This window comes from Cytobacillus sp. IB215665 (assembly GCF_033963835.1).
Classification (GTDB): Bacteria; Bacillota; Bacilli; order Bacillales; family SM2101; genus Nanhaiella.
In genome coordinates, this window is record NZ_JAXBME010000001.1 from 457,757 (window position 1) to 483,156 (window position 25,400).

At 34.7% G+C, this 25,400-nt stretch carries 19 protein-coding genes and 1 other RNA gene; 10 read left to right on the forward strand and 10 right to left on the reverse strand.

Annotation, left to right across the window (positions count from 1 at the left end; all coding sequences use genetic code 11):
* Positions 1–15: 15 nt before the first annotated feature.
* Complete coding sequence (locus SLH52_RS01910) at positions 16–684, reverse strand: type 1 glutamine amidotransferase domain-containing protein (RefSeq protein WP_320207612.1); 669 nt, start codon at positions 682–684, stop codon at positions 16–18.
* 153 nt (positions 685–837) lie between these two features.
* Between SLH52_RS01910 and SLH52_RS01915 the strand changes: the two genes are divergently transcribed.
* Both SLH52_RS01915 and secG read left to right on the forward strand, forming a co-directional pair.
* The gene (locus SLH52_RS01915; RefSeq protein ID WP_320207613.1) at positions 838–1,683 is read left to right on the forward strand and encodes a LysR family transcriptional regulator; all 846 of its coding nucleotides are present in this window, start codon (positions 838–840) and stop codon (positions 1,681–1,683) included.
* A 234-nt stretch (positions 1,684–1,917) separates the two neighbouring features.
* Positions 1,918–2,151: a preprotein translocase subunit SecG gene (secG, locus tag SLH52_RS01920; protein WP_320207614.1), complete on the forward strand. Its 234-nt coding sequence runs from the start codon at positions 1,918–1,920 to the stop codon at positions 2,149–2,151.
* Positions 2,152–2,441: 290 nt separating this feature from the next.
* Here secG and SLH52_RS01925 read toward each other — a convergent pair whose 3' ends face one another.
* The 3 genes from SLH52_RS01925 to SLH52_RS01935 form a co-directional block, all read right to left on the reverse strand.
* Positions 2,442–3,050: a transporter gene (locus SLH52_RS01925; RefSeq protein ID WP_320207615.1), complete on the reverse strand. Its 609-nt coding sequence runs from the start codon at positions 3,048–3,050 to the stop codon at positions 2,442–2,444.
* Between the two features lie 1,591 nt (positions 3,051–4,641).
* A complete protein-coding gene (locus tag SLH52_RS01930; RefSeq protein WP_320207616.1) occupies positions 4,642–5,496 on the reverse strand; it encodes an SDR family oxidoreductase in 855 nt (284 codons plus the stop codon).
* A gap of 241 nt (positions 5,497–5,737) precedes the next feature.
* A complete protein-coding gene (locus SLH52_RS01935; RefSeq protein ID WP_320207617.1) occupies positions 5,738–6,592 on the reverse strand; it encodes an SDR family oxidoreductase in 855 nt (284 codons plus the stop codon).
* A 203-nt stretch (positions 6,593–6,795) separates the two neighbouring features.
* Here SLH52_RS01935 and SLH52_RS01940 point away from each other — a divergent pair, with 203 nt between their 5' ends.
* Positions 6,796–7,488: a Crp/Fnr family transcriptional regulator gene (locus SLH52_RS01940; RefSeq protein ID WP_320207618.1), complete on the forward strand. Its 693-nt coding sequence runs from the start codon at positions 6,796–6,798 to the stop codon at positions 7,486–7,488.
* A gap of 220 nt (positions 7,489–7,708) precedes the next feature.
* On the opposite strand, the gene arcC is transcribed toward SLH52_RS01940, so the two are convergent.
* The 4 genes from arcC to arcA form a co-directional block, all read right to left on the reverse strand.
* Entirely contained in the window at positions 7,709–8,677 is a 969-nt protein-coding gene (gene arcC, locus SLH52_RS01945; protein WP_320207619.1) for a carbamate kinase, read from the reverse strand.
* A gap of 48 nt (positions 8,678–8,725) precedes the next feature.
* Complete coding sequence (locus SLH52_RS01950) at positions 8,726–10,222, reverse strand: YfcC family protein (protein ID WP_320207620.1); 1,497 nt, start codon at positions 10,220–10,222, stop codon at positions 8,726–8,728.
* A 33-nt stretch (positions 10,223–10,255) separates the two neighbouring features.
* On the reverse strand, positions 10,256–11,263 hold the full coding sequence (gene argF, locus SLH52_RS01955) for an ornithine carbamoyltransferase (protein ID WP_320207621.1): 1,008 nt from the start codon (positions 11,261–11,263) through the stop codon (positions 10,256–10,258).
* Positions 11,264–11,436: 173 nt separating this feature from the next.
* Positions 11,437–12,669: an arginine deiminase gene (gene arcA, locus SLH52_RS01960; RefSeq protein ID WP_320207622.1), complete on the reverse strand. Its 1,233-nt coding sequence runs from the start codon at positions 12,667–12,669 to the stop codon at positions 11,437–11,439.
* Between the two features lie 665 nt (positions 12,670–13,334).
* Between arcA and SLH52_RS01965 the strand changes: the two genes are divergently transcribed.
* The 4 genes from SLH52_RS01965 to ssrA all read left to right on the forward strand — a co-directional run bounded on the left by SLH52_RS01965 (position 13,335) and on the right by ssrA (position 17,731).
* Entirely contained in the window at positions 13,335–14,081 is a 747-nt protein-coding gene (locus tag SLH52_RS01965; RefSeq protein WP_320207623.1) for a carboxylesterase, read from the forward strand.
* 158 nt (positions 14,082–14,239) lie between these two features.
* Complete coding sequence (gene rnr / locus SLH52_RS01970; RefSeq protein ID WP_320207624.1) at positions 14,240–16,564, forward strand: ribonuclease R; 2,325 nt, start codon at positions 14,240–14,242, stop codon at positions 16,562–16,564.
* A gap of 172 nt (positions 16,565–16,736) precedes the next feature.
* A complete protein-coding gene (smpB, locus tag SLH52_RS01975; protein WP_214483637.1) occupies positions 16,737–17,207 on the forward strand; it encodes an SsrA-binding protein SmpB in 471 nt (156 codons plus the stop codon).
* Positions 17,208–17,373: 166 nt separating this feature from the next.
* Positions 17,374–17,731, forward strand: a transfer-messenger RNA (tmRNA) gene (ssrA, locus tag SLH52_RS01980).
* A gap of 465 nt (positions 17,732–18,196) precedes the next feature.
* Here the strand turns inward: ssrA and SLH52_RS01985 are convergent.
* Entirely contained in the window at positions 18,197–19,318 is a 1,122-nt protein-coding gene (locus SLH52_RS01985; protein ID WP_320207625.1) for a cytochrome D1 domain-containing protein, read from the reverse strand.
* An 827-nt stretch (positions 19,319–20,145) separates the two neighbouring features.
* Here SLH52_RS01985 and SLH52_RS01990 point away from each other — a divergent pair.
* Entirely contained in the window at positions 20,146–21,669 is a 1,524-nt protein-coding gene (locus SLH52_RS01990; RefSeq protein WP_320207626.1) for a serine hydrolase domain-containing protein, read from the forward strand.
* 291 nt (positions 21,670–21,960) lie between these two features.
* Here SLH52_RS01990 and SLH52_RS01995 read toward each other — a convergent pair whose 3' ends face one another.
* Complete coding sequence (locus SLH52_RS01995) at positions 21,961–22,998, reverse strand: beta-propeller fold lactonase family protein (RefSeq protein ID WP_320207627.1); 1,038 nt, start codon at positions 22,996–22,998, stop codon at positions 21,961–21,963.
* Positions 22,999–23,801: 803 nt separating this feature from the next.
* Here SLH52_RS01995 and SLH52_RS02000 point away from each other — a divergent pair.
* Together SLH52_RS02000 and SLH52_RS02005 are read left to right on the forward strand one after the other, a co-directional pair.
* Positions 23,802–24,032 carry a hypothetical protein gene (locus SLH52_RS02000; RefSeq protein WP_320207628.1) on the forward strand — a complete coding sequence of 77 codons (231 nt, stop codon included), beginning with the start codon at positions 23,802–23,804 and terminating at the stop codon, positions 24,030–24,032.
* 212 nt (positions 24,033–24,244) lie between these two features.
* On the forward strand, positions 24,245–24,901 hold the full coding sequence (locus tag SLH52_RS02005; protein WP_320207629.1) for a Type 1 glutamine amidotransferase-like domain-containing protein: 657 nt from the start codon (positions 24,245–24,247) through the stop codon (positions 24,899–24,901).
* Positions 24,902–25,400: the final 499 nt, after the last annotated feature.

Genomic DNA, 25,400 nt, shown 5'->3' on the forward strand with positions numbered 1-25,400 from the left:
CAGCTGTTAATATAATTAATCTTTCTTTAATGCTTTTACAATTTCTTGAGCGATACTTTCCGATGATGCAGGGTCACGGCTCGTAATAATTTGATCATCTGCCCAAATCGCTAATGCTGGCTGGTCTAATTTGTCGACATATGTGCCTACTTTCGCCAGCTCTTGCTCTACACTATATGGTAGAAACTCTATTACTTCCTTTGGTTCATAGGCATCTGGAAAAGCAGTAACCTTTTTTCCATCGATGATTGATTTACCGTCTTCTCTATAAGTGAAAGCTAGCACAGAAGGTGCATGACACTCTGCTGCAACGATGCCTTTATTATCATAAATTTCATTTATTAAACGATGAGCATGTGGATCGTAGGAAACATCGAACATAGGTCCATGTCCTCCGACAAATAATATGACATCGTAATCTTTTCCTTGTAAGTCAGCTAAACGTAGCGTATCCTTCCAACGCCCAAGCTTTTCAAACTCTCTTGATTTCCCGTCTGGGTCTGTTTCATCATTTAAAGAAAACTGATCAACCATCCCATCTCCGCCTTTTGGTGAAGCAATTGACACAGTATGACCCTCTGCTTCTAATACATTTAATGGAACATGAAATTCCTCAGACCAATAACCTGTTCGATATGATTTTACTGCTATTCCATTTGATATAACCATTAATATATTTGCCAATGTATATACCTCCTAATTAAAATAATTATTGATGTAGTATTGTTCTTATTGGAAAATTGTCTTCGTTACTTCTATAGGTTATCATCAATATATAAGATTATGTACTTCCATTATGTTAGATGGGAATAACAGAAAGTTATAAAGGTGAAATACATGAAAATTGAATGGTTAGAAGCATTTCAAATAACTGCAGAAACGAAAAGTTTGACTAAATCGAGTGAATTATTACACATGAGTCAACCTGCTTTAAGTAAACAAATAAGAAACCTTGAGATAGATTTAGGCGCTAGTTTATTTATTCGCTCTTCTACGGGTGTTCGATTAACTCAAGCTGGTGAAATATTATTAAAAAGCAGTAAAAATATCTTAAAGGAAGTCAATTCTGTACGTAAAGAAATTAATCTTAGTCAAGGAATAGGTGATATTACAATAGGATCTTGGCCGAGTATAGCAACGTCTTATCTTCCATATAAATTTGCTAAGCATAAGTTCAATGATCAATTCAGAGTGAAAATTTCTCATAGCTTTTTGGAATTATTATCTGGACTAGAGCAGGGGCTAATAGACGTTGCATTATTTGATGATCGAGAAATCAAACATTCTTATTACTCTAAGTTTTTATTTTCAGAACGCTTTTTCTTATTTATAAATGCCAATCATCCGATTTATACTAATCAAACTTCTATTTCCTTTCATGAAATAAAGGATGAATCATTTGTTGTACTTCCCCCTACTTGCGATGCTAGAATGCTCGTTGACAAAGAATTTACGTCAAAGGGCTCTACTTTAAAGGTTGCCTCAGAAATTGAATTTGGTCAAAGTATATTAGGTTTTGTTGAAGCAAACCTTGGTATGTCCATTCTTCCAGAAATATTTATACAAAATAGTTCAGAGAATGTTAAAGCTATCGAAATTCAAGATTTTAATATATCACGTCATGTTTCTCTAATAGCAAATGACGAGGCCATCGGGGAAAAATTAGTTTCAATGCTAAGGTAACTCTACTCGAATACTATGAATGCCATAGTGCAAGAGACACTGGGTGGCAGCGAAAGATCATTAAATATCTCCTCATATAAATAAATATAGGTAAAGCTGGAATAACAAATAGTACAAATAATCTGTTTCGGTAGTGCTTGAAATACTGCCACTACCTGAAAAGGACTTGTCTGTAGTTTTAAGATATGCTAAATTATAATAAGTGAATAGTACGATTTTCTGGAGGTGTATCATATGAACACATTTCTTGTGACATTATTAGTGATAGATTGCTTAGCTCTTATTACGGTAGTTGTTTTACAATCAGGGAAAAGCGCAGGATTATCAGGTGCCATTTCTGGTGGAGCTGAGCAGCTTTTCGGAAAGCAAAAGGCAAGAGGATTAGATGCTGTTTTACAAAACTTAACGATTATTTTGTCTGTATTGTTTTTCTTGTTAACAATTGTATTAGCATATAGAGGCCTTTAAGGGTTATCAGAGCTGAATTAAAAATAAGCTTACAAGCAATAATTATTTCATTAATGTACTGGCATGCTCAGAGGTTTTCTCTAAGCGGTTCAGATAACCTGGTGAAATAAATATAAACGTGTATTAAACGGCAACGTAATAATCGTATATATGATGACATAAAAAACGCTTGAATATTAATTCAAGCGTTTTTCATTATGAGTATTGTCTTATACAATTTAATCCCTATTTGTAGATTGAAAATTTCCGAAAAGCCACTTCGAACGTTAGAGACGAGTAGTTTTGCTAAATCATTCACCTTTGCGCTTGGTCCTAGTAAATTTCAAATAAAAGGGTTCGATTTTATTAAAAAGCCATTGAATCACCAACCCGTGAATTACAACTCCGACTATTGAATTAAAAGTTACACATATATAACTAACAGTATGACTTACCTCGTATATATCTCGTCCAAAAAACATCAATTGTCCTATCACAAAATAAAAAGAATGCCAAAAAGATATAATATTGTTCTCTAGTTGCCATAATAGCAGTGCTTCAACAGAAAATATTATCAATAAGGCTAAGATAATTAGTAATTTTGATAAATTAGATATCCGCTGAACTAATGGCTGTACATAATATTTGGTAATGGTCTTAATCCTAAATAAATAAATGATTCTTACAAGACGGGCTAATTGAAAAAATTGATCAAATGGAATAATTGCAACAATGAGTAATGGATTATTTTTTATGAATTCCCATTTATTTTTTACAAAAATTAATCTGCCTATGAAATCTAAGAAAAACACAACCCAAACTATCCAACTTATAATGGGATTAAAAGAATTTTCTACCCAAAAAGTAAGTATGATTAAAATTACTAAGCTTATCATAATTAACTCATATAAAATCTTCACAATTCATTTACCCCTTTTATTCCTTTATCAATCAAAAAACTGCTTAATCTGTCTAATAACGACGAATAGTTTGTAATTGAAGTAATTATTCAATATCTATCGTAACATCTTACAAGTTACCATGTGGTGGAATTGTGCGTTTCCAAACATTTATGATATAGAAAAGTAATATCTGCATAAAATAAGAAAGACCGCAAGTGTCTTTAGAACTCACGGTCTCACACAATAGACGATTCTCTAAGAAGTGACCACCCTTAGAAAACCCATTGTAATAAATTAAAGAAAAGTTGGGTTATTTTGATCAGCACTCAGTTCTTCTTGTTTGCACAGGTTCTTCCTTTTTAATTTTCTCAATTGATCTTGTAATATGTCTATGAATCTCGCTATAAAAAAATGATCCTATGAATGGTCTTTTTCTCGCCTCTTCCTCGGCCTTTCGCGAAAAAAATTTACGATTTTCCTCTATACAAGTGTATTACATTTTACTAGCTAAGAGAGATTGTATCATTTTACGGTCAGAATACCCCCACCTGAATCAAGAGCGTGAGATCTGATAAGTGAAGGGGAGTATAACAACCTACTTTAAGTGGACTATGTCACTGTAGTTTTTCGATATTTAAAGACAATTTGAATTGTTAATATTGCACTTACTAACATAGCTATTATTAGTAAAATCCGTTCATGATAAGACAAATTAAAGCCAAAGCTTAAACTAAACCAAAGAAGACAACTTAGAAGATTCGAACTGAATAATAACCCCCAAATAACTCCTTTAATTTTTATGTATAACGCACTACCTATTAGATATTTGATATATATAAAGCTAACTATGCCTACTACTAATACAAAGATTAATGATTTCATAAATGGCAATAAAATAGGCTCTTCCCAATGCATATCAATCAAAATTATATTAGCGTAATATATCATATTGAACATAAAGACAAAAATTAGTATATACAAAAATAATACCCATTCACTTACATAAATCACTGGGAGTAAAATCTTTTTAATAGTTTTTCACCAACCTTATCACTCCAAAGTCTTAAACTTTAGAACAGCCCTTCACAATCCCTACCATTATTTTAACATAAAATTACAATTATACATTGTCCTTATTAAAGAAACATAACGAATAGCAACCTATCACATAGTGTTTAGGGAAAAGTATGTATTACAAATTAATCATTATTATATGACACAATGATTAATAAGTTGATAATTCGAAGAGGTAGGCTTAGCTTACCATTGAACTAGTAGAAAATATTATTCATGAAATGACGCTGTTCAGTAATGATACTAAACACGTCTTTCTTTATGTTTTGAGCAACATTTTTAGTAACCTTTATAGAAATGCTTGTTATTAATCAAAAAGCCGAATTCCAGAGGGACTCGGCTTTTTCAACATCATCTTTTTTAAAATTCTACCTCTTTAACTAAGATCCTAATTAGTTTCAGCGCTTTTTCCAGGGTGACCAAGGAGCTTATACAATTCTAGATGTTCAGCTTAGTGTGATGTAGTCTTGATTCGAAGGGAGAAACACCACCTTCATGTATTAAGCTTCCAGTATATGCAATCCAGCTTTTCTTTTTACCCATTAACTATTTTTCCACCGTTTATATGTAGTATTTGACCAGTCATATATGATGAATCATCACTAGCTAAATATACATATGCTGGGGCAACCTCACATGGCTGCCCAGGGCGTTTCATTGGCGTATTATTCCCAAATGTTGCTACCTTTCCGCTTGAAAAGGTGGAAGGGATCAAAGGGGTCCAAATCGGGCCAGGCGCCACACCATTAACACGAATGCCTTTTCCTACTACTGATTTTGCTAATGACCTTGTAAAGGCTACAATTGCACCTTTTGTAGCTGAATAATCGATGAGCTGTTCATTTCCTTCATAAGCTGTAATAGAAGTAGTATTAATAATGGCACTTCCTTGCTGTAAATAGGGTAATGCAAACTTTGTAAGATAAAAGAAGGAGAAAATATTTGTTTTAAACGTTCGTTCTAGTTGTGCTGACGTAATATTAAGTAACCCACTTTGTGGGTGCTGTTCAGCAGCGTTATTTACAATGATATCAATCTTTCCAAAAAGCTCTATGGTTTGTTTTATCGCTTGCATACAAAAAGATTCGTCACCAATATCACCATCAATTAACAGACATTTGCTACCTTCTTGTTCAACAAGTTCTTTTGTTTCAGTCGCATCTTCATGTTCATTCAAATAAATGATAACAATATGTGATCCTTCTTTTGCATAATGTATAGCGACTGACTTTCCTATACCGCTGTCCCCACCACTGATAATTGCAACTTTATCTTTTAGTTTACCACTCGCCTTATAGGAAGACAGAGCTGAAACTGGTTTTGGGTCCATCATGTATTCCAGACCAGGTTGTTGATTTTGATGCTGTGCAGGTATTTTACTTTGGTTCATATGGAAATCCTCCTTCGTCATAATGCTATTAATAGTATGGAAGTGACGATAGAGAATTATTTATAGGAAGGTGTAATATTATAAGTACCTAGCTATCTTTTTTAAGGCTGTTTGTATAGAATGTTGTTCTTCGTATGAAAACATAAACACACTAAATGTCATGGCATCTTTTCTTCTATAAAACGATGAATGTTGAGTAAAGCGACTTTTTTATCTAACAAAGTTTACGTAAAGAGCCTATTTATAAAGAATCCTTTGTTAATTCTACTGCAGCTTCACTCCAGTTCCATAACCTATGCGCAGCTTCGTTATCCTGAGCTCGTTTTGAAATAGAAGCAATCTTTTTTTTATAAAAATATTCTCCAGTTATACCGTTAACTTCAGGGCTTGTGGCAAGGTAAATAGCAGTAGCTGCCCCTTCGGCTGGTGTCAGGAAGAAGTATTTCAACAATCCAACGATTGTCTTACCGAAACCAGTATTGCGGTCTACACCAATATTTGTAGCTACTGCCCCAGGATGGAGAGCGTTTACTGTAATAGAGGATTCTGTTAATCTTTCAGCTAGCACTTTAGTGAATAAAATATTTGCTAGTTTAGATTGTGAATAGCTTTTAAAAGTCCTATATCTTTTTGTTAGGTTAATATCGTTAAAATGAATTTTTCCTATTTTATGAGCACCAGAAGATACATTAACAATTCGAGCTTCCTTAGAGTTTTTCATAACATCTAGCAATAAGTTAGTTAACAGAAAATGTCCAAGATGGTTAACACCTATTTGTGCCTCATAACCATCTACTGTTTCTTGCCTTTTTAAAGAGATAACCCCAGCGTTATTCACTAATATATGTAAAGCATTATATTTTTCTTTAAATTGTTTGACGAATGAACGAATACTTTCAAAGGATCCTAAATCACAGAGCATTAAATCGATTTTGTTTGATTTGCTTTGTTCAATCGCTTCCTGTAAAGCTTTGTTACCACGTTCTTTATTTCTACAGAGCATGATAACTGTAGCCCCAGTTTTGGCAATTTCAACGGTTGTTGCCAACCCCATTCCTGAGTTAGCTCCTGTTACAATCGCGATTTTTTCATCCATTATATCCACCTCCACAAAATAGTAACATTTTTGAAAAATTCGTTGATGAAAATTAACTATAAAATTAATTATATAGTATATTTTACAATTATATGAGTTATGTTGTTTGTGTTACACACAGTAATAAAAATTAGCTATGATTGTAATAAAGGATAACTCTTAACTAGTACTAATATTGTTTAAGAACTTTGGGGGGGGATATTGTGTTAACCACAATCAATTTGACTGAGGTAATAAAAAAATTAGAAGTGTTATCAAGTTTATCCCTAAGAGAAGTTAAAGAAATTGAAAAGAACCTATACTACAGGAACTACAAGAAGGGACAAATGCTTTTTATTGAAGGAGATCCTAGAGAGAAGATGTATTCAATATTAAGTGGCTACGTAAAGACTGAAAAGGTGAATATGAATGGGACAACTCGATTTAATTCTTTTTTAAAGCCTACATCATTTTTCCCTTATATAGGTATTTTTGTTGATGATTTTTATAAATATTCTGCTGAAGCTTTTACAGATCTTGAAGTATTATATATTCCTACTATTTTTATTGAAGAGATCATTAAAAAAGACAAGCATATTTTACTACATATAGTGAAATGCTTAACTAAAAAGGTAGAGATGCTTGAACATAGGCTTCAAACAGTTACTGACTCACATGCAAAGAATAGGGTAACTCAATTTATTGGTTATTTAGCAGAGGATCTAGGAGAGGCGAAAAATAACACCATTCACATTCCATGTCCAATGACAACTGTGGAAGTAGCCAAATTTTCAGCTACTTCTAGAGAAACAGTCAGTCATGTACTCAATGATTTAAAGAAGGAAAATAGATTAACAATATATCATAAACATTTTATTATAAACGACCCTGGCTATTTTTTATCTGCTATTATGTAATAAATGTCTATGAATATAAAATTTTGAGTGCCTTTCTCGAATTTGATACTTGATTGCTAAAACCGCCAAATGCGGAATGACTTCATCAATGATCACTTTTTAAAAAGTACTAAAAAGCTGAACTGTCGTATCGAGACAATTCAGCTTCAAAAAGTGTTAGATGATAAGATGTCACGTGTTTTTGTTAGTTCTAATAATAACAATTTAGGCGAAAAAGACTTTAACAAAACATAGCTTTTTTTTCTGCTTGTGTAATTTGAGTACCTATATTACCTTCGAATGCTTCTACAACATGATCAAGGGAGGTGATGATCGCCTTTCTTCCTGGTTTTGAATTAACAAATTGCAACGCTGCTTGTACTTTTGGCAGCATAGACCCTTCTGCAAACTGTCCTTGTTCAATATATTGATGTGCTTCTTCGACAGTTAGATGGTGAAGGTCTATTTGGTTTTGTGTATTGTAATTAATTGAAACATGGTCAACTGTAGTAAGAATTAATAGGATATCTGCATCAATTAGTTCTGCTATCTTTTCTGAAACAAAGTCTTTGTCAATGACAGCTTCTACTCCAACTAATATGCCGTTTTTATTAATGACAGGTATACCGCCACCACCACCAGCTATGACGACATATTTCTTCTCAACTAAAGTTTCAATTACATTTTTTTCTACAATATCAAGTGGTTTTGGTGATGCAACGACTCTTCTAAAGCCCCTCCCAGCATCTTCTTTAACAATATACCCTTTTGTATTTTTCAGTATATTTGCTTCTTGTTCATTATAAAATGGTCCGATCGGTTTAGTTAGATGTGTAAATGCTTGATCGTTTGTGTCTACTAATACTTGAGTAATAATTGTGGATACATCTTTCTCAATATCCTCTTGTTTAAAAACATCTAATAATGCATTTTGCATCCAATAGCCAATCATGCCCTGACTCATTGCTCCACAAGTGTCTAATGGCATTGCTGGTAGTTGTTCATTTTCGTTTAATTGTTGTTGTAACATAATGTTGCCCACTTGTGGCCCATTTCCATGTGTGATGACGACTTCGTAATCGTTATGAAATAAATGAACTAATTGTTGTGCGGTATGATAACAAGCTTGTCGCTGCTCTTTATCACTCGCTTTATTTCCTGATTGAATTGCGTTCCCACCTAATGAAACAACGACTTTTTGGTTCTTCATAATAAATCACCTCATTCAACAGTAGTTAATGTGAGACAATCCAGTTGTTTATATGAGTACCGCTATACTTAAAAATATCATGATCATAATTGAAAGGGCGAAGAGCATTTTCCACATATATTTAAAATAAATTTCGTAAGGTACTTTTGCGATTGCTAAAGCCCCCATAATTACTGCTGATGTTGGTGTAATAAGATTGATAACACCTGAAGCAGATTGGAAAGCCGTTATGACAATATCTCTATTTACTCCCGCGAAGTCTGCTAGTGGAGCCATAATAGGCATAGACAAGGTTGCTAGTCCAGATGTTGATGGCACTAAGAATGATAGAGGTAAGTAGAAAAGAAAAGCTAAATTAGCAAATGCTGTGGGACCTAAGTCTGCTAACATTTCTTCTCCCCAATGCAGCACGGATGCAGTCATTCCTCCATCATTCATTACTACAGTAATACCTCTTGATACACCAATGATGAGTGCTACTGCTAATAAATCCTTTGTACCCTCAACAAATGTAGATGTGAATTCTTCTTCTCCCATCTTATATATAAAGCCAATAATGAGTGCTGATACGAGGAACAATAGCGTTAACTCACCAAACCACCAGTCTCCAAGCGGGATCATACTACCTAATAAATTACCAACGACAGGTATGCCTAAAATCATATTATTGAAGTCATCAAAAATTGTAATATTGAACTTCCATGCCCATGGAATCACTCCAAGAACCATAATGACAAAGGTAAGTCCGAATACCCATAATACCGCTTTTCTACGCTTCGTTAACTCTACAACCTCTATTTCATCTTTTCCTTTTAAAAAAGAGTCTTTATGTGCTTGATGCAAATGAGCTACTAATGATTTAGCAGGATCTTCTTTCACCTTTTTTGCATAGTTCATAACGAACAGAATCCCAATTATTAACCCGACGACTAGTATAATCACACGAAGTAATAAACCTTCTCCTATGGAAATTCCTGCAAAACCAGAAGCGATCCCAGTTGCAAAAGGATTGACTGTAGATCCTAGCACCCCAATACCTGCCCCTACGGCAATGATTAATACAGCGGTTAAAGCATCATAACCTGCAGCAATGATGATGGGAATAACAAGTGGGTAAAAAGCAATCGTTTCCTCAGCCATGCCGTAAGTCGTTCCACCAAGTGCAAAAAGTGTCATTAATATCGGAATCATAATATATTCTCTACCCTTTAACTTACGGACCACATTGCCAATACCAGCTTCGACAGCACCGGTTTTCATCACAACCCCTAGAAATCCCCCAATGACTAGCACAAATAATGCAATATCTTGAGCATCAAAAAAACCTTTGATTGGTGCATAGAGCACTTCCCATATTCCTTGTGGCGTTTGTTCTGCTGAAGTATAAGTTCCTGGAATTGGCTCTAATTTGGATGCCTCTGGGTCTACATAATCATATTGACCGGCAGGAACAACCCATGTCAAAGCAGCAACCGCTATAATTATGAAAAACAGAATAGTAAATGCACTGGGCATTTTAAATTTGGTTTTTGTAGATTTTTGCATGACGAAACACTCCTTTCATCATAGTAAAACTCATTAAGAAATTGTAGCTGCCATAATAGCTTTAATTGTATGCATTCGATTTTCTGCTTGGTCAAATACGAAAGAGTGCCGACTTTGGAAGACTTCATTGGTAACTTCCATTGCTTCTAGACCATATTTTTCATAAATATCTTTTCCCACTATCGTGTTTGTATCATGAAATGCAGGAAGACAATGTAGAAATATGACATCCTCTTTCCCAGTTTTCTTAATCATTTCCATGTTAACTTGATATGGTTTTAATAGTTCGATTCTTTCTGCAAATTTATCTTCTTCTCCCATCGACACCCAAACATCTGTATATAAAACATCAGCACCCTGTACAGCATTATCAACATTGTCTGTTATCATAATTTCAGCACCGCTGTCATCTGCAAACTGCATTGCAGATGCTGTAATTTCTTCATTAGGGAACAGTGATTTTGGAGCAGCAATACGTACATCCACACCTAGCTTACTACCTACGATAAGCAAGCTATTTGCTACATTGTTTCTTCCATCTCCAACATAAACGACTGTTAATCCTTTCAAGCTATCCTTTTGTTCCTTAATCGTTAAATAGTCAGCAAGAGCCTGTGTTGGGTGATACATGTCTGTTAAACCATTCCAAACAGGTACACCTGAGTGTTCTGCAAGTGATTTTGCAGTTTCTTGGCTAAAACCACGAAACTCAATACCGTCAAACATTCTTCCCAACACTTTAGCAGTATCGGCTACTGATTCCTTCTTCCCAAGTTGGATATCGTTTTTCCCTAAATATTCTGGATGAGCACCTAAATCGGTACAAGCAACTGTAAATGCACAGCGTGTCCGTGTCGAAGGTTTTTCGAATAGAAGTGCGATATTTTTTCCTTCCATAAGTTTTTCACGTATACCTCTTTGCTTTTTTTGTTTTAGGTCAGCTGCTAAGTCGATAAGATCGATGATTTCTTCAGCTGTGAAATCGAGTAATGTTAATAAACTACGTCCTTTTAAATTTACTTTATGAACGGATAATGCCATGATTACTCACTCCATTTCTGAGGTTTATAGAATCAAATACAGCTCTATTTACTCAAATTCCCTTGCACCTTCATGCCATGTCTCTGTACTTGTTGGGGTTAAGCAGTACTTTTCTAGTAATCTGTCTGGGACATAAGCCAATCCGTCAAGAGCAACACATTAGCCATCTCACATTAACTATCTGCTCGATAAATAGGCATACTCATGCAGCGTGGACCGCCCCTTCCTCTAGATAGTTCAGAACTCGGTACTTCAATTACCTCTAAGCCATGACTTCGTAACACTTCATTTGATACATAGTTACGATCATATGTTACGACAACCCCTGGTGATATCGCTAATGTATTTGATCCATCATTCCATTGCTCTCTAGCTGAGGCGATAGGGTCACCGCCACCACAAGGAATAAGGACAATTTCTTCTAACCCTAATATTTGTTTGAGTGTTTCTGAAAAGTTATGACCTTCAGTAATTTTTACACGATTTTTTTGATCTCCTTTTTCTAATAAAAAGATTCTCATGTAGCCATCTGGTCCTTCGATGGCTGGATGAATGGTGAACTTATTATGATCAACCATAGTAAATACAGTGTCTAAATGCATAAATGCACGGGACTTAGGAATTTCTACTACTAGGACTTTAGTAATTTGCTCTTGCTCACTAAATAAGTTTATAGCTAGTTCTTCGATAGCTTGTGGTGATGTACGTGCACTTACCCCAATCGCTAAAGTATCATGACTTAAGACTAGTTGGTCACCACCTTCCATTGCAAATCGATAACTCCGGTTGAACCATCTAGGGATTTGGAATTCTGCGAAGCGTGGGTGAAAATTCATAATATATTCCGTAAAAATTGATTCTCTTTTTCTAGCTCTTTCTTGCATTCTATTAATGGAGACTCCATGTCCGATGATAGCAGCAGGATCTCTAGTAAAATAAAGATTTGGCATTGGATCGAGATAAAATGGATAGTGATCTGACATTAACTCGTAAAGGTGTACCTTTTTTTCGGCTGCAATTTCTGTTTTTAACACACCTGACATTACTTTATCTACTAGCTCTTTTGTTGAACCTGACAGTAAATAAGCTCTTAGATTTTTCCAAGCTCCGTTAATATTAGATTTACTTTCTGTTAAAATTTGATCGACAAATTTTTCGCGAGTTTCGTTTGAATACAATGACTCTTCCATTAAAGTAGAGAGATATAATACTTCAACTCCGCGATTTTTAAGCGTATTAGCAAAATAATCATGTTCTTTTTGAATGGCAGGAAGAAAAGGAATATCATCAAACAATAGGCGTTTTAAATATTGAGGTGTTAAATTTTCTACTTCCTTACCAGGACGGTGGAGGATAACTGTCTTCAATTCCCCAATTTCTGAAGTAATATGAACTGGATATTTCAAGGTAATCCCTCCTTCACATGAACTATGTTGTATACAATTGTATTGTAAACGCTTTCTTTTGTTGGAGGTGTCAACAAATAAACAACTACAATGTGAATAAATGCACAATTATTTGAAATAAAATCGACACCAGTGCATATTAATACAATTGCGGGAAATAAATGTTTAATAGACTGTTGTACTAACGCTTATTTCTGGCTACATTATACGTATAATTACCTTATTGATAATTGTAGAAAAATATCATTTTTTTCAAAAATGTTACTGTTTTTTTTACTACATGAACTAAATGTTAAGTGTGATTTAAATAGTGTTGTTAAGGATTTATTAAGTGAGAAAATGTCTAAATTAATCTATAATAACGATTATATGGTTTAGAGCAAACTATAAGGGATTGTGCAAAAGTACGGGGGAAAATATTGTCGAATTAGCTTAATTAGTGTGTTCTGATTCCACACTTACAATTGACATGGAAGGTTTTAGTGGAGTTGCTTTGCATCTACATGTAGTATGTATTTACGACAACAAGATTTATTGAAGCATTTAATTCCTTTAAAAAAATACAGCAAATGTAGTTTCATTAAATGCTGGAAAACTACCTTGCATAAGTTCTTATCAAACACGCTCTATAACAGTATTTTGCATCGTGAAAAGGAGAATATACAATGAAACAAGTCGTCCCAAAGCCGTTTACCTTTGAAGCAGGCGAACGTGCGGTGTTATTATTGCATGGCTTTACAGGTAATTCAGCTGATGTAAGAATGCTAGGAAGATTTTTAGAAAAGAAAGGCTATACGTGTCATGCACCTATTTATAAAGGGCATGGTGTTCCTCCAGAGGAGCTCGTTCATACTGGGCCAGAGGACTGGTGGCAGGACGTCATGGAAGCCTATCAACACTTAAAAGATAGAGGACATGAAGAAATAGCCGTAGCAGGTCTATCACTTGGGGGGGTATTTTCGTTAAAATTAGGTTACACTGTACCTATAAAAGCAATTGTTCCTATGTGTGCACCGATGTACATTAAGAGTGAAGAGGTCATGTACGAAGGTGTACTTGATTATGCAAGAGAATATAAGAAGTTTGAAGGGAAATCTGTTGAGCAAATTGACATAGAAATGCAGCAGTTTCAGCAAACGCCAATGACGACCTTAAAAGCACTACAGCAGTTAATAGCTGGTGTTAGAGATCAAGTTGATTTAATTTATGCACCAACATTTGTCGTTCAAGCAAGACATGACAACATGATTAATACAGACAGCGCTAATATTATTTATAATCGTGTAGAATCACCAATTAAGGAATTGAAATGGTATGAGGAATCTGGCCATGTGATTACGCTTGATCAAGAGCGGGAGCAGTTGCATGAAGATGTTTATGCCTTTTTAGATAGCTTAGATTGGAATAACTAATTATTATTATATAATCAATGAAATAAGCGTGTTTAAAAAGGGAAGGATACAAGAAATTATTGTATTTCTATGAGGTTACTACCCTTTGCTATGGAGTGTTTAGTATAATATTCCAAGCAGGCTGTGTGAAAAATGCTTTAAAAAGGAGGGGAGATACAATGGATGAAATCCAGCAACATACCGATAAATTGCTATCTTTTATGAAAGAAGAAGCGTATAAGCCATTAACAGTACAAGAATTAGAGGAAGCGTTTGGCATAGAAGATTCATCTGATTTTAAGCAATTTGTCAAAGCACTTGTCTTAATGGAGGAGCAAGGGCAAGTCGTTAGAACAAGAAGCAATCGCTATGGACTACCAGAAAAAATGAATCTAGTTCGAGGCACGTTAACAGGTCATGCAAAAGGGTTTGCATTTGTCGTTCCTGATGACAAATCACTAGATGACGTCTTTATTCCACCAAACGAGTTAAAAAATGCAATGCATGGCGATGTCGTGCTTGTTCGCATTAACCCGCATTCTTCTGGCTCAAGAAAAGAAGGGTCAATCGTAAGAATATTAGATCGTGGTATTAAGGAAGCTGTAGGGACATTTGTGGAAAGTAAATATTTTGGGTTTGTTATTCCTGATAATAAAAAAATTGTAAATGACATTTTTATTCCGAAAGGGAAGACGGGTGGTGCAGTTGAAGGACATAAAGTTGTCGTTCGCTTAACTAGCTATCCAGAAGGTAGAATGAGTGCCGAAGGAGAAGTTATAGAAATCTTAGGTCATAAGAATGACCCGGGTGTCGATATTCTCTCCATTATTCATAAACATGGACTACCTCAAGAGTTCCCATCTGCAGTAATAGAAGCAGCAAATTCAGTTCCTGAAACTATATCAGAAGATGACATCAAAGATAGACGTGATTTACGTGACCAAGTTATTGTGACGATAGATGGAGCGGATGCTAAGGACTTAGATGATGCTGTTATGGTAACTAAACTATCGAATGGAAACTTTAAACTGGGAGTACATATTGCCGATGTCAGTCATTATGTCCAAGAGGGGGCAGAAATTGATATTGAGGCGCATGAAAGAGGAACGAGTGTTTATTTAGTCGATCGTGTGATTCCGATGATTCCACATCGACTATCAAATGGGATTTGTTCCTTGAATCCTCAAGTAGATCGATTGACCTTATCATGTGAAATGGAAATAAATGAAGTTGGTGATGTCGTTCATCATGAAATTTTTCAAAGTGTCATAAAAACGACTGAACGAATGACATATACGGATGTAAACAAAATTTTAACCGATAAGGATGAAGAATTAAGAGACAAGTATGATTCTTTAGTGCCTATGTTTGAGGATATGGCTGACCTTGCTGAAATGTTACGAAACAAAAGGATGCAACGTGGCGCGATTGATTTTGATTTTAAAGAGGCAAAAGTTCTAGTGAATCGTGAAGGTGCTCCTTATGATGTCGTACTTCGAGAGCGTTCAGTAGCAGAAAGGCTTATTGAAGAGTTTATGTTACTTGCCAATGAAACTGTCGCTGAACATTTTCATTGGATGAATGTACCTTTTATATACCGTATTCACGAGGATCCTAATCCAGAAAAGTTAAATCGCTTTTTAGAGTTCATTACAAACTTTGGCTATGTAGTAAAAGGTACAGCAAATGAAATCCACCCTCGTGCTTTACAGGAGATCATTGAGGCGGTTCAGGGGCAGCCTGAAGAGGTTGTTGTATCAACAGTTATGCTACGCTCTATGAAGCAAGCTAAATATGATCCAGAAAGCCTTGGTCATTTTGGGTTATCGACTGATTTTTATACTCATTTTACGTCACCAATTCGCCGTTATCCGGATTTGATCGTTCATAGGTTAATACGTACATATTTAATTAATCGTCAATTAGATGAAAAGGTTCAACAAAGCTGGCAGGAGAAACTACCAGAAATTGCTGAGCATTCATCAAGTATGGAGCGACGTGCGGTCGACGCTGAACGTGAAACGGATGAACTTAAAAAGACGGAGTTTATGGAAGATAAAATTGGTGAAGAGTTTGATGGAATTATAAGCTCAGTTACTAATTTTGGTGTATTTGTTGAACTACCAAATACAATAGAGGGGCTTGTTCATGTTAGCTATTTAACAGATGACTATTACCGCTACGATGAACGCCACTATGCGATGATTGGTGAACGAACTGGGAATGTTTTTCGTATTGGGGATGAAATAGCTGTAAGAGTTATTAACGTAAATAAAGATGAACGTTCAGTAGATTTTGAAGTAGTAGGTATGAAAGGTCGTCGCAAAACTTCAAAAGACGTACCAAAGGTCATCCATGCTGGCAAAGGACGCAAAAAAACGCATTCTTCTCGGAACAAACAGCATGAAAAGAGCGAGCATGATGGAAAGAAAACCAAAAAGAAAAAGAAGTTTTACGAAAATGTCCCTAACGCTAAGCGTAAAAAGAAAAAGAAAAAGCGCTAGTAATTCATAGCTACGAGTAAAATCGTAGCTATGAATTTTTTAGTATTATTAATATTAATTGCACAATACGTATTAATATTTGAAAGTTGTATAGAGGAGTTGTTAATATAGTTGCAATCTGAATTGAGCCTCTGTTAAAATATAATATACGTTTATATAGGGGGAACAATTGATGCCACGCGGTCAAGGAAAAGTTATATCACAAAATAAAAAAGCATATCATGATTATTTTATTGAAGAAACATATGAGACTGGCATCGTTCTGCAAGGTACAGAAATAAAATCGATACGAGCTGGTAGAGTTAATTTAAAGGATGCATTTGCGAGAGTACAAAATGGTGAGGTATTTCTTCATAATATGCATGTAAGCCCGTATGAGCAGGGAAATCGTTATAATCATGATCCACTTCGTACAAGAAAGCTGTTATTGCATAAGAAGGAAATTAGCAAGCTGATCGGGTATACAAAGGAAAATGGTTATGCTATCGTTCCACTTAAGTTATATTTGAAGAATGGCTTTGCAAAAGTATTACTCGGCCTAGGAAAAGGTAAGAAGAAGTACGATAAACGTGAGGATTTAAAGAAGAAAGAAGCAAAACGTGAGGTCGAAAGGGCATTCCGCGATCGTCAGAAGTCATTTTAATTTTCCATAAATTGTTAATTGAAAAATAATGTGTATGTGCTATAATAATAAATGTAGTCACGATAACAACATTAATTAACATAACTTAATATATATTGTAGCTTATCTATCCGTTTGTTACTTCCTTAAAGTTGTTCATCCTAAATATTGAACAACATTTTATAATGGGGACGTTACGGATTCGACAGGGATAGTTCGAGCTTAAGTTGCGAGTCGAGGGGATCGGCCTCGTTAAAACGTCAACGCCTATAACTGGCAAAGAAAACAATAACTTCGCTTTAGCTGCTTAAGTCAGCTAGCGGTTCCTCCCTCCATCGCCCATGTGGTAGGGTAAGGAACTCACTTTAAGTGGGCTACGCCGGATTCCACCGTCTGAGGATGAAGGAAGAGAACAATCAGACTAGCAACTTGGAAGCCTGTCGATAGGCTGAAGAGTCCGCGAATTACTAATATATCGACTACACTCGTAGAAGCTTAAGTGACGATGTTTCTGGACGTGGGTTCGACTCCCACCGTCTCCACCAAATACATACATTTGGTGGTTTTATTTATGTGTGTGACTGGAACCATAAAATTGCATCATATGTAACATTATGCTTCCATTTCTTTTGTGCAATATTATACTTCTAATACTTAAACAATGAGAAAGAAAATGACATTTTGATTTGGTGACCGTAAAGCATAAATTTTCTGTTTGGGAAATTTATGCTTTTTTTGTGTCTATGTAATCGGTGCAGAATATAGTTATTTATCAAAGTCGAACATTATAACGTTAAATATTACTTCTTTTTTGTTTATCAAAATCGACCTTAATAGAATTCATTTCTATACTGGGCAGTCCCAACACACCAATAATTGATCAAGATCAATTTTTATAATAATGAAACATAATGATTATTGAGTCGATTAGTTCCAGTTCTTCAGAAATGAAAAATTGGAACTAATATTATCTTACATAATGAGAAACATATTTTGTGGTATATCATAGCTTAGCACCCATTACCTCCATTAGGTGTGAAGGCCACAGCAAATGAGTTCTCTCCCACAGGTACCGTAGCAATCACCTGATGAGTTTTCACGTCTATGACTGAAACCGTCCCATTATTTTGTAAAACTTGCATATTTACGACATAAGCCAATTTGCCATCGGGACTAAAGATCACATCAACTGACGCCTCTCCCACCTGTACACTAGCAATTACCTGATGAGTTTTCACATCTATGACTGAAACCGTCCCGTTATTTTGGACAGATCCATTATTTACGACATAAGCCAATTTGCCATCGGGCGTGAAGGATACATCAAATGAGTTCTCTCCCACCTGCACCGTGGCAATTACCTGATGAGTTTTCACGTCTATGACTGATACTCTTCCATTATTTTGTAAAACTTGCCTATTTACGACATAAGCCAATTTGCCATCGAGCGAGAAGGCTACAGCAAATGATTGCAAACCCACCTGCACCGTAGCAATCACCTGATGAGTTTTTACATCTATGACTGAAATCGTCCCGTTATTTTGGCCAAATCCATTATTTACGACATAAGCCAATTTGCCATCGGGCGTGAAGGATACATCAAGTGGGTTCTCTCCCACAGGTACCGTAGCAATCACCTGATGAGTTTTCACGTCTATGACTGAAACCGTTCCATTATCTTGTGAAAATTGGCTATTTACGACATAAGCCAATTTGCCATCGAGCGAGAAGGCCACAGCAAATGATTGCAATCCTACCTGCACCGTAGAAATCACCTGATGAGTTTTCACATCTATGACTGAAATCGTCCCGTTATTTTGGCCAAATCCATTATTTACGACATAAGCCAATTTACCATCGGGAGTAAAGGACACATTTTGTGGATCCTCTCCCATCTGTACCGTAGCAACCACCTGATGAGTTTTCACGTCTATGACTGAAACCATCCCGTTATTTGGGAAAAATCCTTCATTTACGACATAAGCCAATTTGCCATCGGGCGTGAAGGCCACATCACGTGATTCTTCTCCCACCTGCACCGTAGCAATCACCTGATGAGTTTTCACATCAATGACTGATACACTTCCATTATTTGGGCTAATTCCATTATTTACGACATAAGCCATTACCATAAGAATCACCTTATTTAATTTATTACCTTAATATATGAACGGTTGTTTGAATATGCGATACTATATTTATTGGTGAGGTTCATATCAAAAGCGTAATAAGATTGTATACCATATTCAAAACTAGTTTACATAATGTCAACTATCGGAACCAATACAATTTCACAACCCTTGATATAGAACGTTTTTTAAGGTTGAAAATTTTTCATATATACATGATTTTATATATTGTTGAATTATAAAGGTTTTGAAGAGGGGGAATTTTATTATTTCCGGAATTTCTTGCATAAAAAGTTTTTGCAACATGAGGTGTTAGTAAACATAAGTTGAGTTTCCAACTAATTAACCGATAGTGTTGTTCGACAATATGGCGCAAGAATATAGTAATAAAAGCTATCTCGACTAAATTAAAGATATTACCTATTTAAAATAGGTCAGCCAGAAAAAATACTGGTTGAACTCATAATACTTTATGGCGCTATATTGAATAATAACGGGAACATCCAAATCGACCCCTCCCATATTTAATACCTTAAAAACAATAGTGAAAATTAATAAAGCTTTTTCTTTAAGGTATTTTCGCATTAATTGTTGCTTTTAATAAAAGGCTGTTTTTGTGGCATCTTTCTTCTATAAAGACATCTTTTGCTCTATTTTAGGAACTAAAGAAAAAGTTTACGAAAAGAGCCTTAATTATTAATCCATGACGAGAACATCCCAACTTCTACGATTTATTCTCATTCTTAAGGTTTTTGTAAGAAATAAGAGATAAAAAAGAAAATTATGATAGGTATGATATGACATAGAAGGTATGAGGGAGTTGGTTAAAGGTGAAAAAAAGAATAATAGTCATATTTTTAATTATTTTTATATTTTTTTCAGCAATGAACAACGTAGAAGCAAAGAGTGCGATTAACAATATTGATTTTGAACAATTGGAAGAGTATATAGAACAAGAAATGAACAAGCACAAAGTCCCTGGTATGGCTTTTGTGCTAATTGCAAATGAAGAACCTGTTTATATGAACGGGTTTGGGAGCCAAAAAATTGGAAGTGATATTAAAGTTGACGGGCAGACGAACTTTGGGCTTGCTTCTGTATCTAAATCGATGACTGCCTTGGCTGTTACGCAATTAGCTGAACAGGGCTTACTAGACGTTGATGCGACCGTGGTAGAGTACTTGCCATGGTTTATTTCGCAAAATCAAGAACTTTCAAAACAGGTGACTATTCGCCATTTGTTACAACATAGTAGTGGTATTCCAACCACCTCATATGGACTTGAAATAGAAGATAGTTCTAATAATGGATTAGAAAGACAAGTAAAAAGAATTAGTGAAATTAAACTGGTATTTGTACCTGGTGAAAGTTTTGAATATTCTAATTTCAACTATTGGACGCTTGGTCTTATCATTGAAAAAGTATCAGGTATGAATTATCATGAAGCAATGAATAAGTTAGTATTCCAGCCATTAGGGATGGAACGGACTGGATTTTACACAAAGGTGTCTAAGTTAAATAATTTATCTGTAGGACATCGCTTAGAAGCGGGGAAGAACAAACCATTTGATTATGCTCCTCCATATCCAACGGTTGCATCGGGAGGAATATATAGTAATGTGGAAGATGTTGGACGTTACATAACTACACTACTACAAGAAGGACAATATAAAGGGCGTCAAGTAATTCCAAGTGAGGCAGTAAGCGAATTGTTTATGGAACCCTTCTCTATTTCTGATAATGAACGATATGGTTATGGGTGGGAAATCTCTCAGGAAGAGAATACTAAGGTGATAGATCATGGTGGAGATTATCCTAACTTTACAGCAGACGTGTATTTGTTTCCAGAATACAGTCTAGGGTTTGCCTTACTTTCAAATTCCCAAAATGATGTCACTCATTCTATCAGTGAGAATATTAAAAATTACATCTTGGGTGATAAACTAGAACAGGCAGCATCGTGGAAAGAAGATGAGTACCAATTAGCGAAGGTTATTTTATTAGTTGCAACGGGATTATTGGGTCTTATAACATTTTTCGTCTTATCATTGGTGTGGAGGTTCAGAAATTTTAAATTAGTATTTACCAGGAAAATAAACAGAATCAAAATAATTTTTCAACTAATTCTAATTCCTATAATATTCATCGGAGCGGCTACAGTAGGTGTCTATTTTCCTATATTCATGATTGGTTCATATCGCATTGCAGTATTGTATGCACCAGACTTGGTTTATAGCATCATAGTACTTTCAAGTGCTTTACTGTTAATTGGACTACTCTTTATCATTAGTGCTTTTATACGTTCAACTAAATATATACATCATGAAAAAGGGAAAGTTATAGTGACTAAATGAGCAATTTTTATAATGAAAAACATAGAAGAAGGTTATTGCGTTATCTATCAGCAAGAAACTCAGACAGGTGTTTTAAATTACTTTTTCATAATGTAAAACACCATGTACAACAAGAAATTTATGACAGTATTAACAATTAGAACTCCAAGTCATCTTCCACAATCTGGCGTAAGAATATAGTAAAGGTATATCTATGTATAAGTTATTCAATTTTAGGTTATATAATGCCAGTTATCGGAAGTCTAACAGAATAGCAAAAACACCTGAGGCATCTTGCTATTCTGTATTCAATTAATTTGGATTGATAACAACAGACCTCGGCCCGTCACCAACAGGGATCGTTGCAATTACACTATGTGTCTTTGTATCTATTACCGTAACAGTACCGACATCATGATTTGGAACATACAGTAACTGTCCATCAGGAGTAATCGCCATCTTGATTGGAATATCTAATCCACCTACGAAGACAGTAGCGATTACAAGATGTGTTTTCGTATCTATCACTGATATATTACTGTCACCTTCATTTGCAACATATACAAATTGTTCATCTGGTGTTATCACAAAATTAATAGGATTTCTACCAACAGGTACTGTTGCAATTACACTATGTGTTTTTGTATCTATTACCCCAATAAAATTATCATTTCCGACTGCAACATACAATAATTTACTATCAGGTATAATCACCATTGCACCTGGACGATCAATGTCTCCTCCAACAGGGATAGTAGCAATCACACGATGCACTTTCGTGTCTATCACTGAAACATCATTTGTGATTTCATTTGAAATATAGGCTAATTTTCCATCCGGTGTGATTACAACAGTATCCGGATCACGACCAACAGGTACTGTAGCAATTATACTCTGTGTTTTTGTATCTATTACCGTAACAAAATTTTCATTTCCAACTGCAAAATAAAGTAATTCCCCATCAGGTGTAACCTCCATGTCACTAGGAAAGTCAAGGTCTCCAACAGGGATAGTAGCAATCACACGGTGCGTTTTTACATCTATAACAGAAACATTATCTGAATCTGCATTTGAAATATAGGCTAATTTTCCATCCGATGTGATTACAACAGTATCGGGGTCAAGACCAACAGGTACTGTTGCAATAACACTATGTGTTTTTGTATCTATTACCGTAACAAAATTTTCATTTCCAACTGCAACATAAAGTAATTTCCCATCAGGTGTAATCTCTATGTCACTAGGGAAATCAAGGTTTCCAACAGGGATAGTAGCAATCACACGGTGCGTCTTTATATCTATAACTGAAACATTGTCTGTATCTTCATTAGTCACATAAGCTATTCCCACACAAATCACCTACCTCATTATTTGTTACTCTTACTATATGAAGGATGGGATGTATTTAACATTCAACCTTTTAATTAAAGGATCCCGAAAGAGTACTCCTTATTGAGGCAAGTGGAAATGATTGTCGAATAGTAATAAGAGCGGTCTTAGCCATTTTGTCTCAAAATTATGGGTAGTAAACTCAAGTTGAGTTGTGTTTACTACTTATATGCTATTCAACAATATGGCGCAAGAATTTAGTAAAGGGGTATACCAGTTACCTAAATAATAAGGAAAAAAGTTTAACTAGAAATGAATGATTGAGATCATAATACGATATGGCGCTAATTTGAAAGGTTAGCGTCATTTTCATTTTAGGCCAAGATTGGCTGAACAAAAAGTATTTTGGTTTATTATTTTGCAGGCAATAAATTGTAGGAAGATCTCTATATCTAGACAGAGTATATAAGCTTGCTTATAGAGGTTTTTAACATTTATGAAACAACTGAATCAATTGGTATGGAAAATTATATATGGTTTATTATTAGTGAAGTGGAGTTATAAACCTTTTTATTTTTGGCAAATAAACTATATTAAATAATACAAAGAGAATTAGGAGATATAAAATGAAAAGAGTAAATCTAATTCTATTCCTTATTATGTTTTTTATACATGGGTGCCAGCAACCAACTAGTTCCCATGATTTAAAGCCACCAAAACCGACTATAACCGTTGATAATCAAGTAATCTCTTACAATATAGGAACATATTCCTGGTGAGATGCTGGGAAAGCTGTTAATGTTGACTCTGCATCCCCTCCCGAAATGGTGAAAGAAGTAAATGAAGTTAAGAATGAAGGAACCATTTCTATTAATTTTATATATGAACCTACTTTAATTGAAGTAGGAATTTGGGAAAACGATGGAGTAGAATTTAAAGAAGTTAATAACGATCAAATTGCATTACCAAATAATAAAGGTGAATTTATTTACGTCATTCATGCAAGATGGGATGAAGGTGATGGGATTTATACTTTCGCAATAAAAACAAATTAAGATTGTACCTTGGACCCAATTGCTAAAATAATAATTAGTAAAGGTGCTTTGATAAAGTTAATAATAGTAAAGAAAAAATATAATTTATTTGGTATAATTATGAAAAAATGTTCAATGGAGTAGGTTTATTAGATTATTTTTTGGGCGATGAAAATTATTCAATAATAGAACTAATTACTTTTCACAATAGAACAAAGGAACGAGAGATAAAAATGAAAGTATCAATATTAACCAGTGGGTTTCCTAATGGATTTACAGATGATTTCGTTAAATGCATAAAGGAATACTATAGTAATAATGGGTCGTTTGTTTTTATTGCATCTGATTTTTCAGGTCATTCTAAAACAGATAAATATGCTGATGTAACTTTGAATATGTTTAGTAAAAAAGGTATTGCATTTGATGAAGTTAATGTCATTGATGATAGAATCACAAATGAAAAGGCAGTACAGTATATTGAGAAAGCGGATGTTATATGGGTTTCAGGCGGAAATACACTCGAACAGATAAAATATTTGAAACATTATAATCTTATTCCAGCTCTACAGAGTAGAGAATGTATTATTATTGGTATGAGTGCAGGCTCTATAAATATGGCTAAGAAAGTTGTGTTGGCAAAAGATATTAATGATAACATTCCAGAGTTATCTATTTATGATGGTATCGGACTTGTTGATATTAATATTGAACCACATTTAGATTCTGCAAGTAAAAAGCATATAGAAGAAGATATTTACGAAGCATCACAGTTTGCAACAATTTATGGACTTTATGATAACTCATTCATTAAGATAGTCGATGATAAGATGGATATATTCGGTGAATACTTCAAATACGAAAATATAGAAAATAAAACGATTAATTCCTGAATAGAGTGCTAGTGGAATAAGAGAGCCAAAGAAATTCATATCATTGATATGATTTTTTTGTTCAAATTTAATCTATTTTTATACCTTTCGCAAATAATTAACTGTAATGCAATTCACCTTTCGGCTGGCACTTAAAAGCATCCCTCTCACTCTATCGTTTGTGTGTAACTTCTTATTTTGTTGTAAGAATTTGAACCAGTAAAGGTAGGTAATTACCACGATTTTAATCACCTTCATTGGCATATAATATCTGGAGATCCTATAAAATAATATGTAAAAATGTTAAATGGTACTAACGTTTAGTAAACACAAGCAAAAAAGGGGTACGAGGTACCCCTTTTTATTTTGCTGATCTTCAACAATATGGCGCATATCTGAAATATAGATATGTGCCATTATTCATTTTAGGTCCATATTCTAGAACAATGCCTTTAAAGAAAATTGGATTTGTAGTTTAAAGTATAGAAGAGATTGTGAAATTCTGTGCTAAAAGAAACGG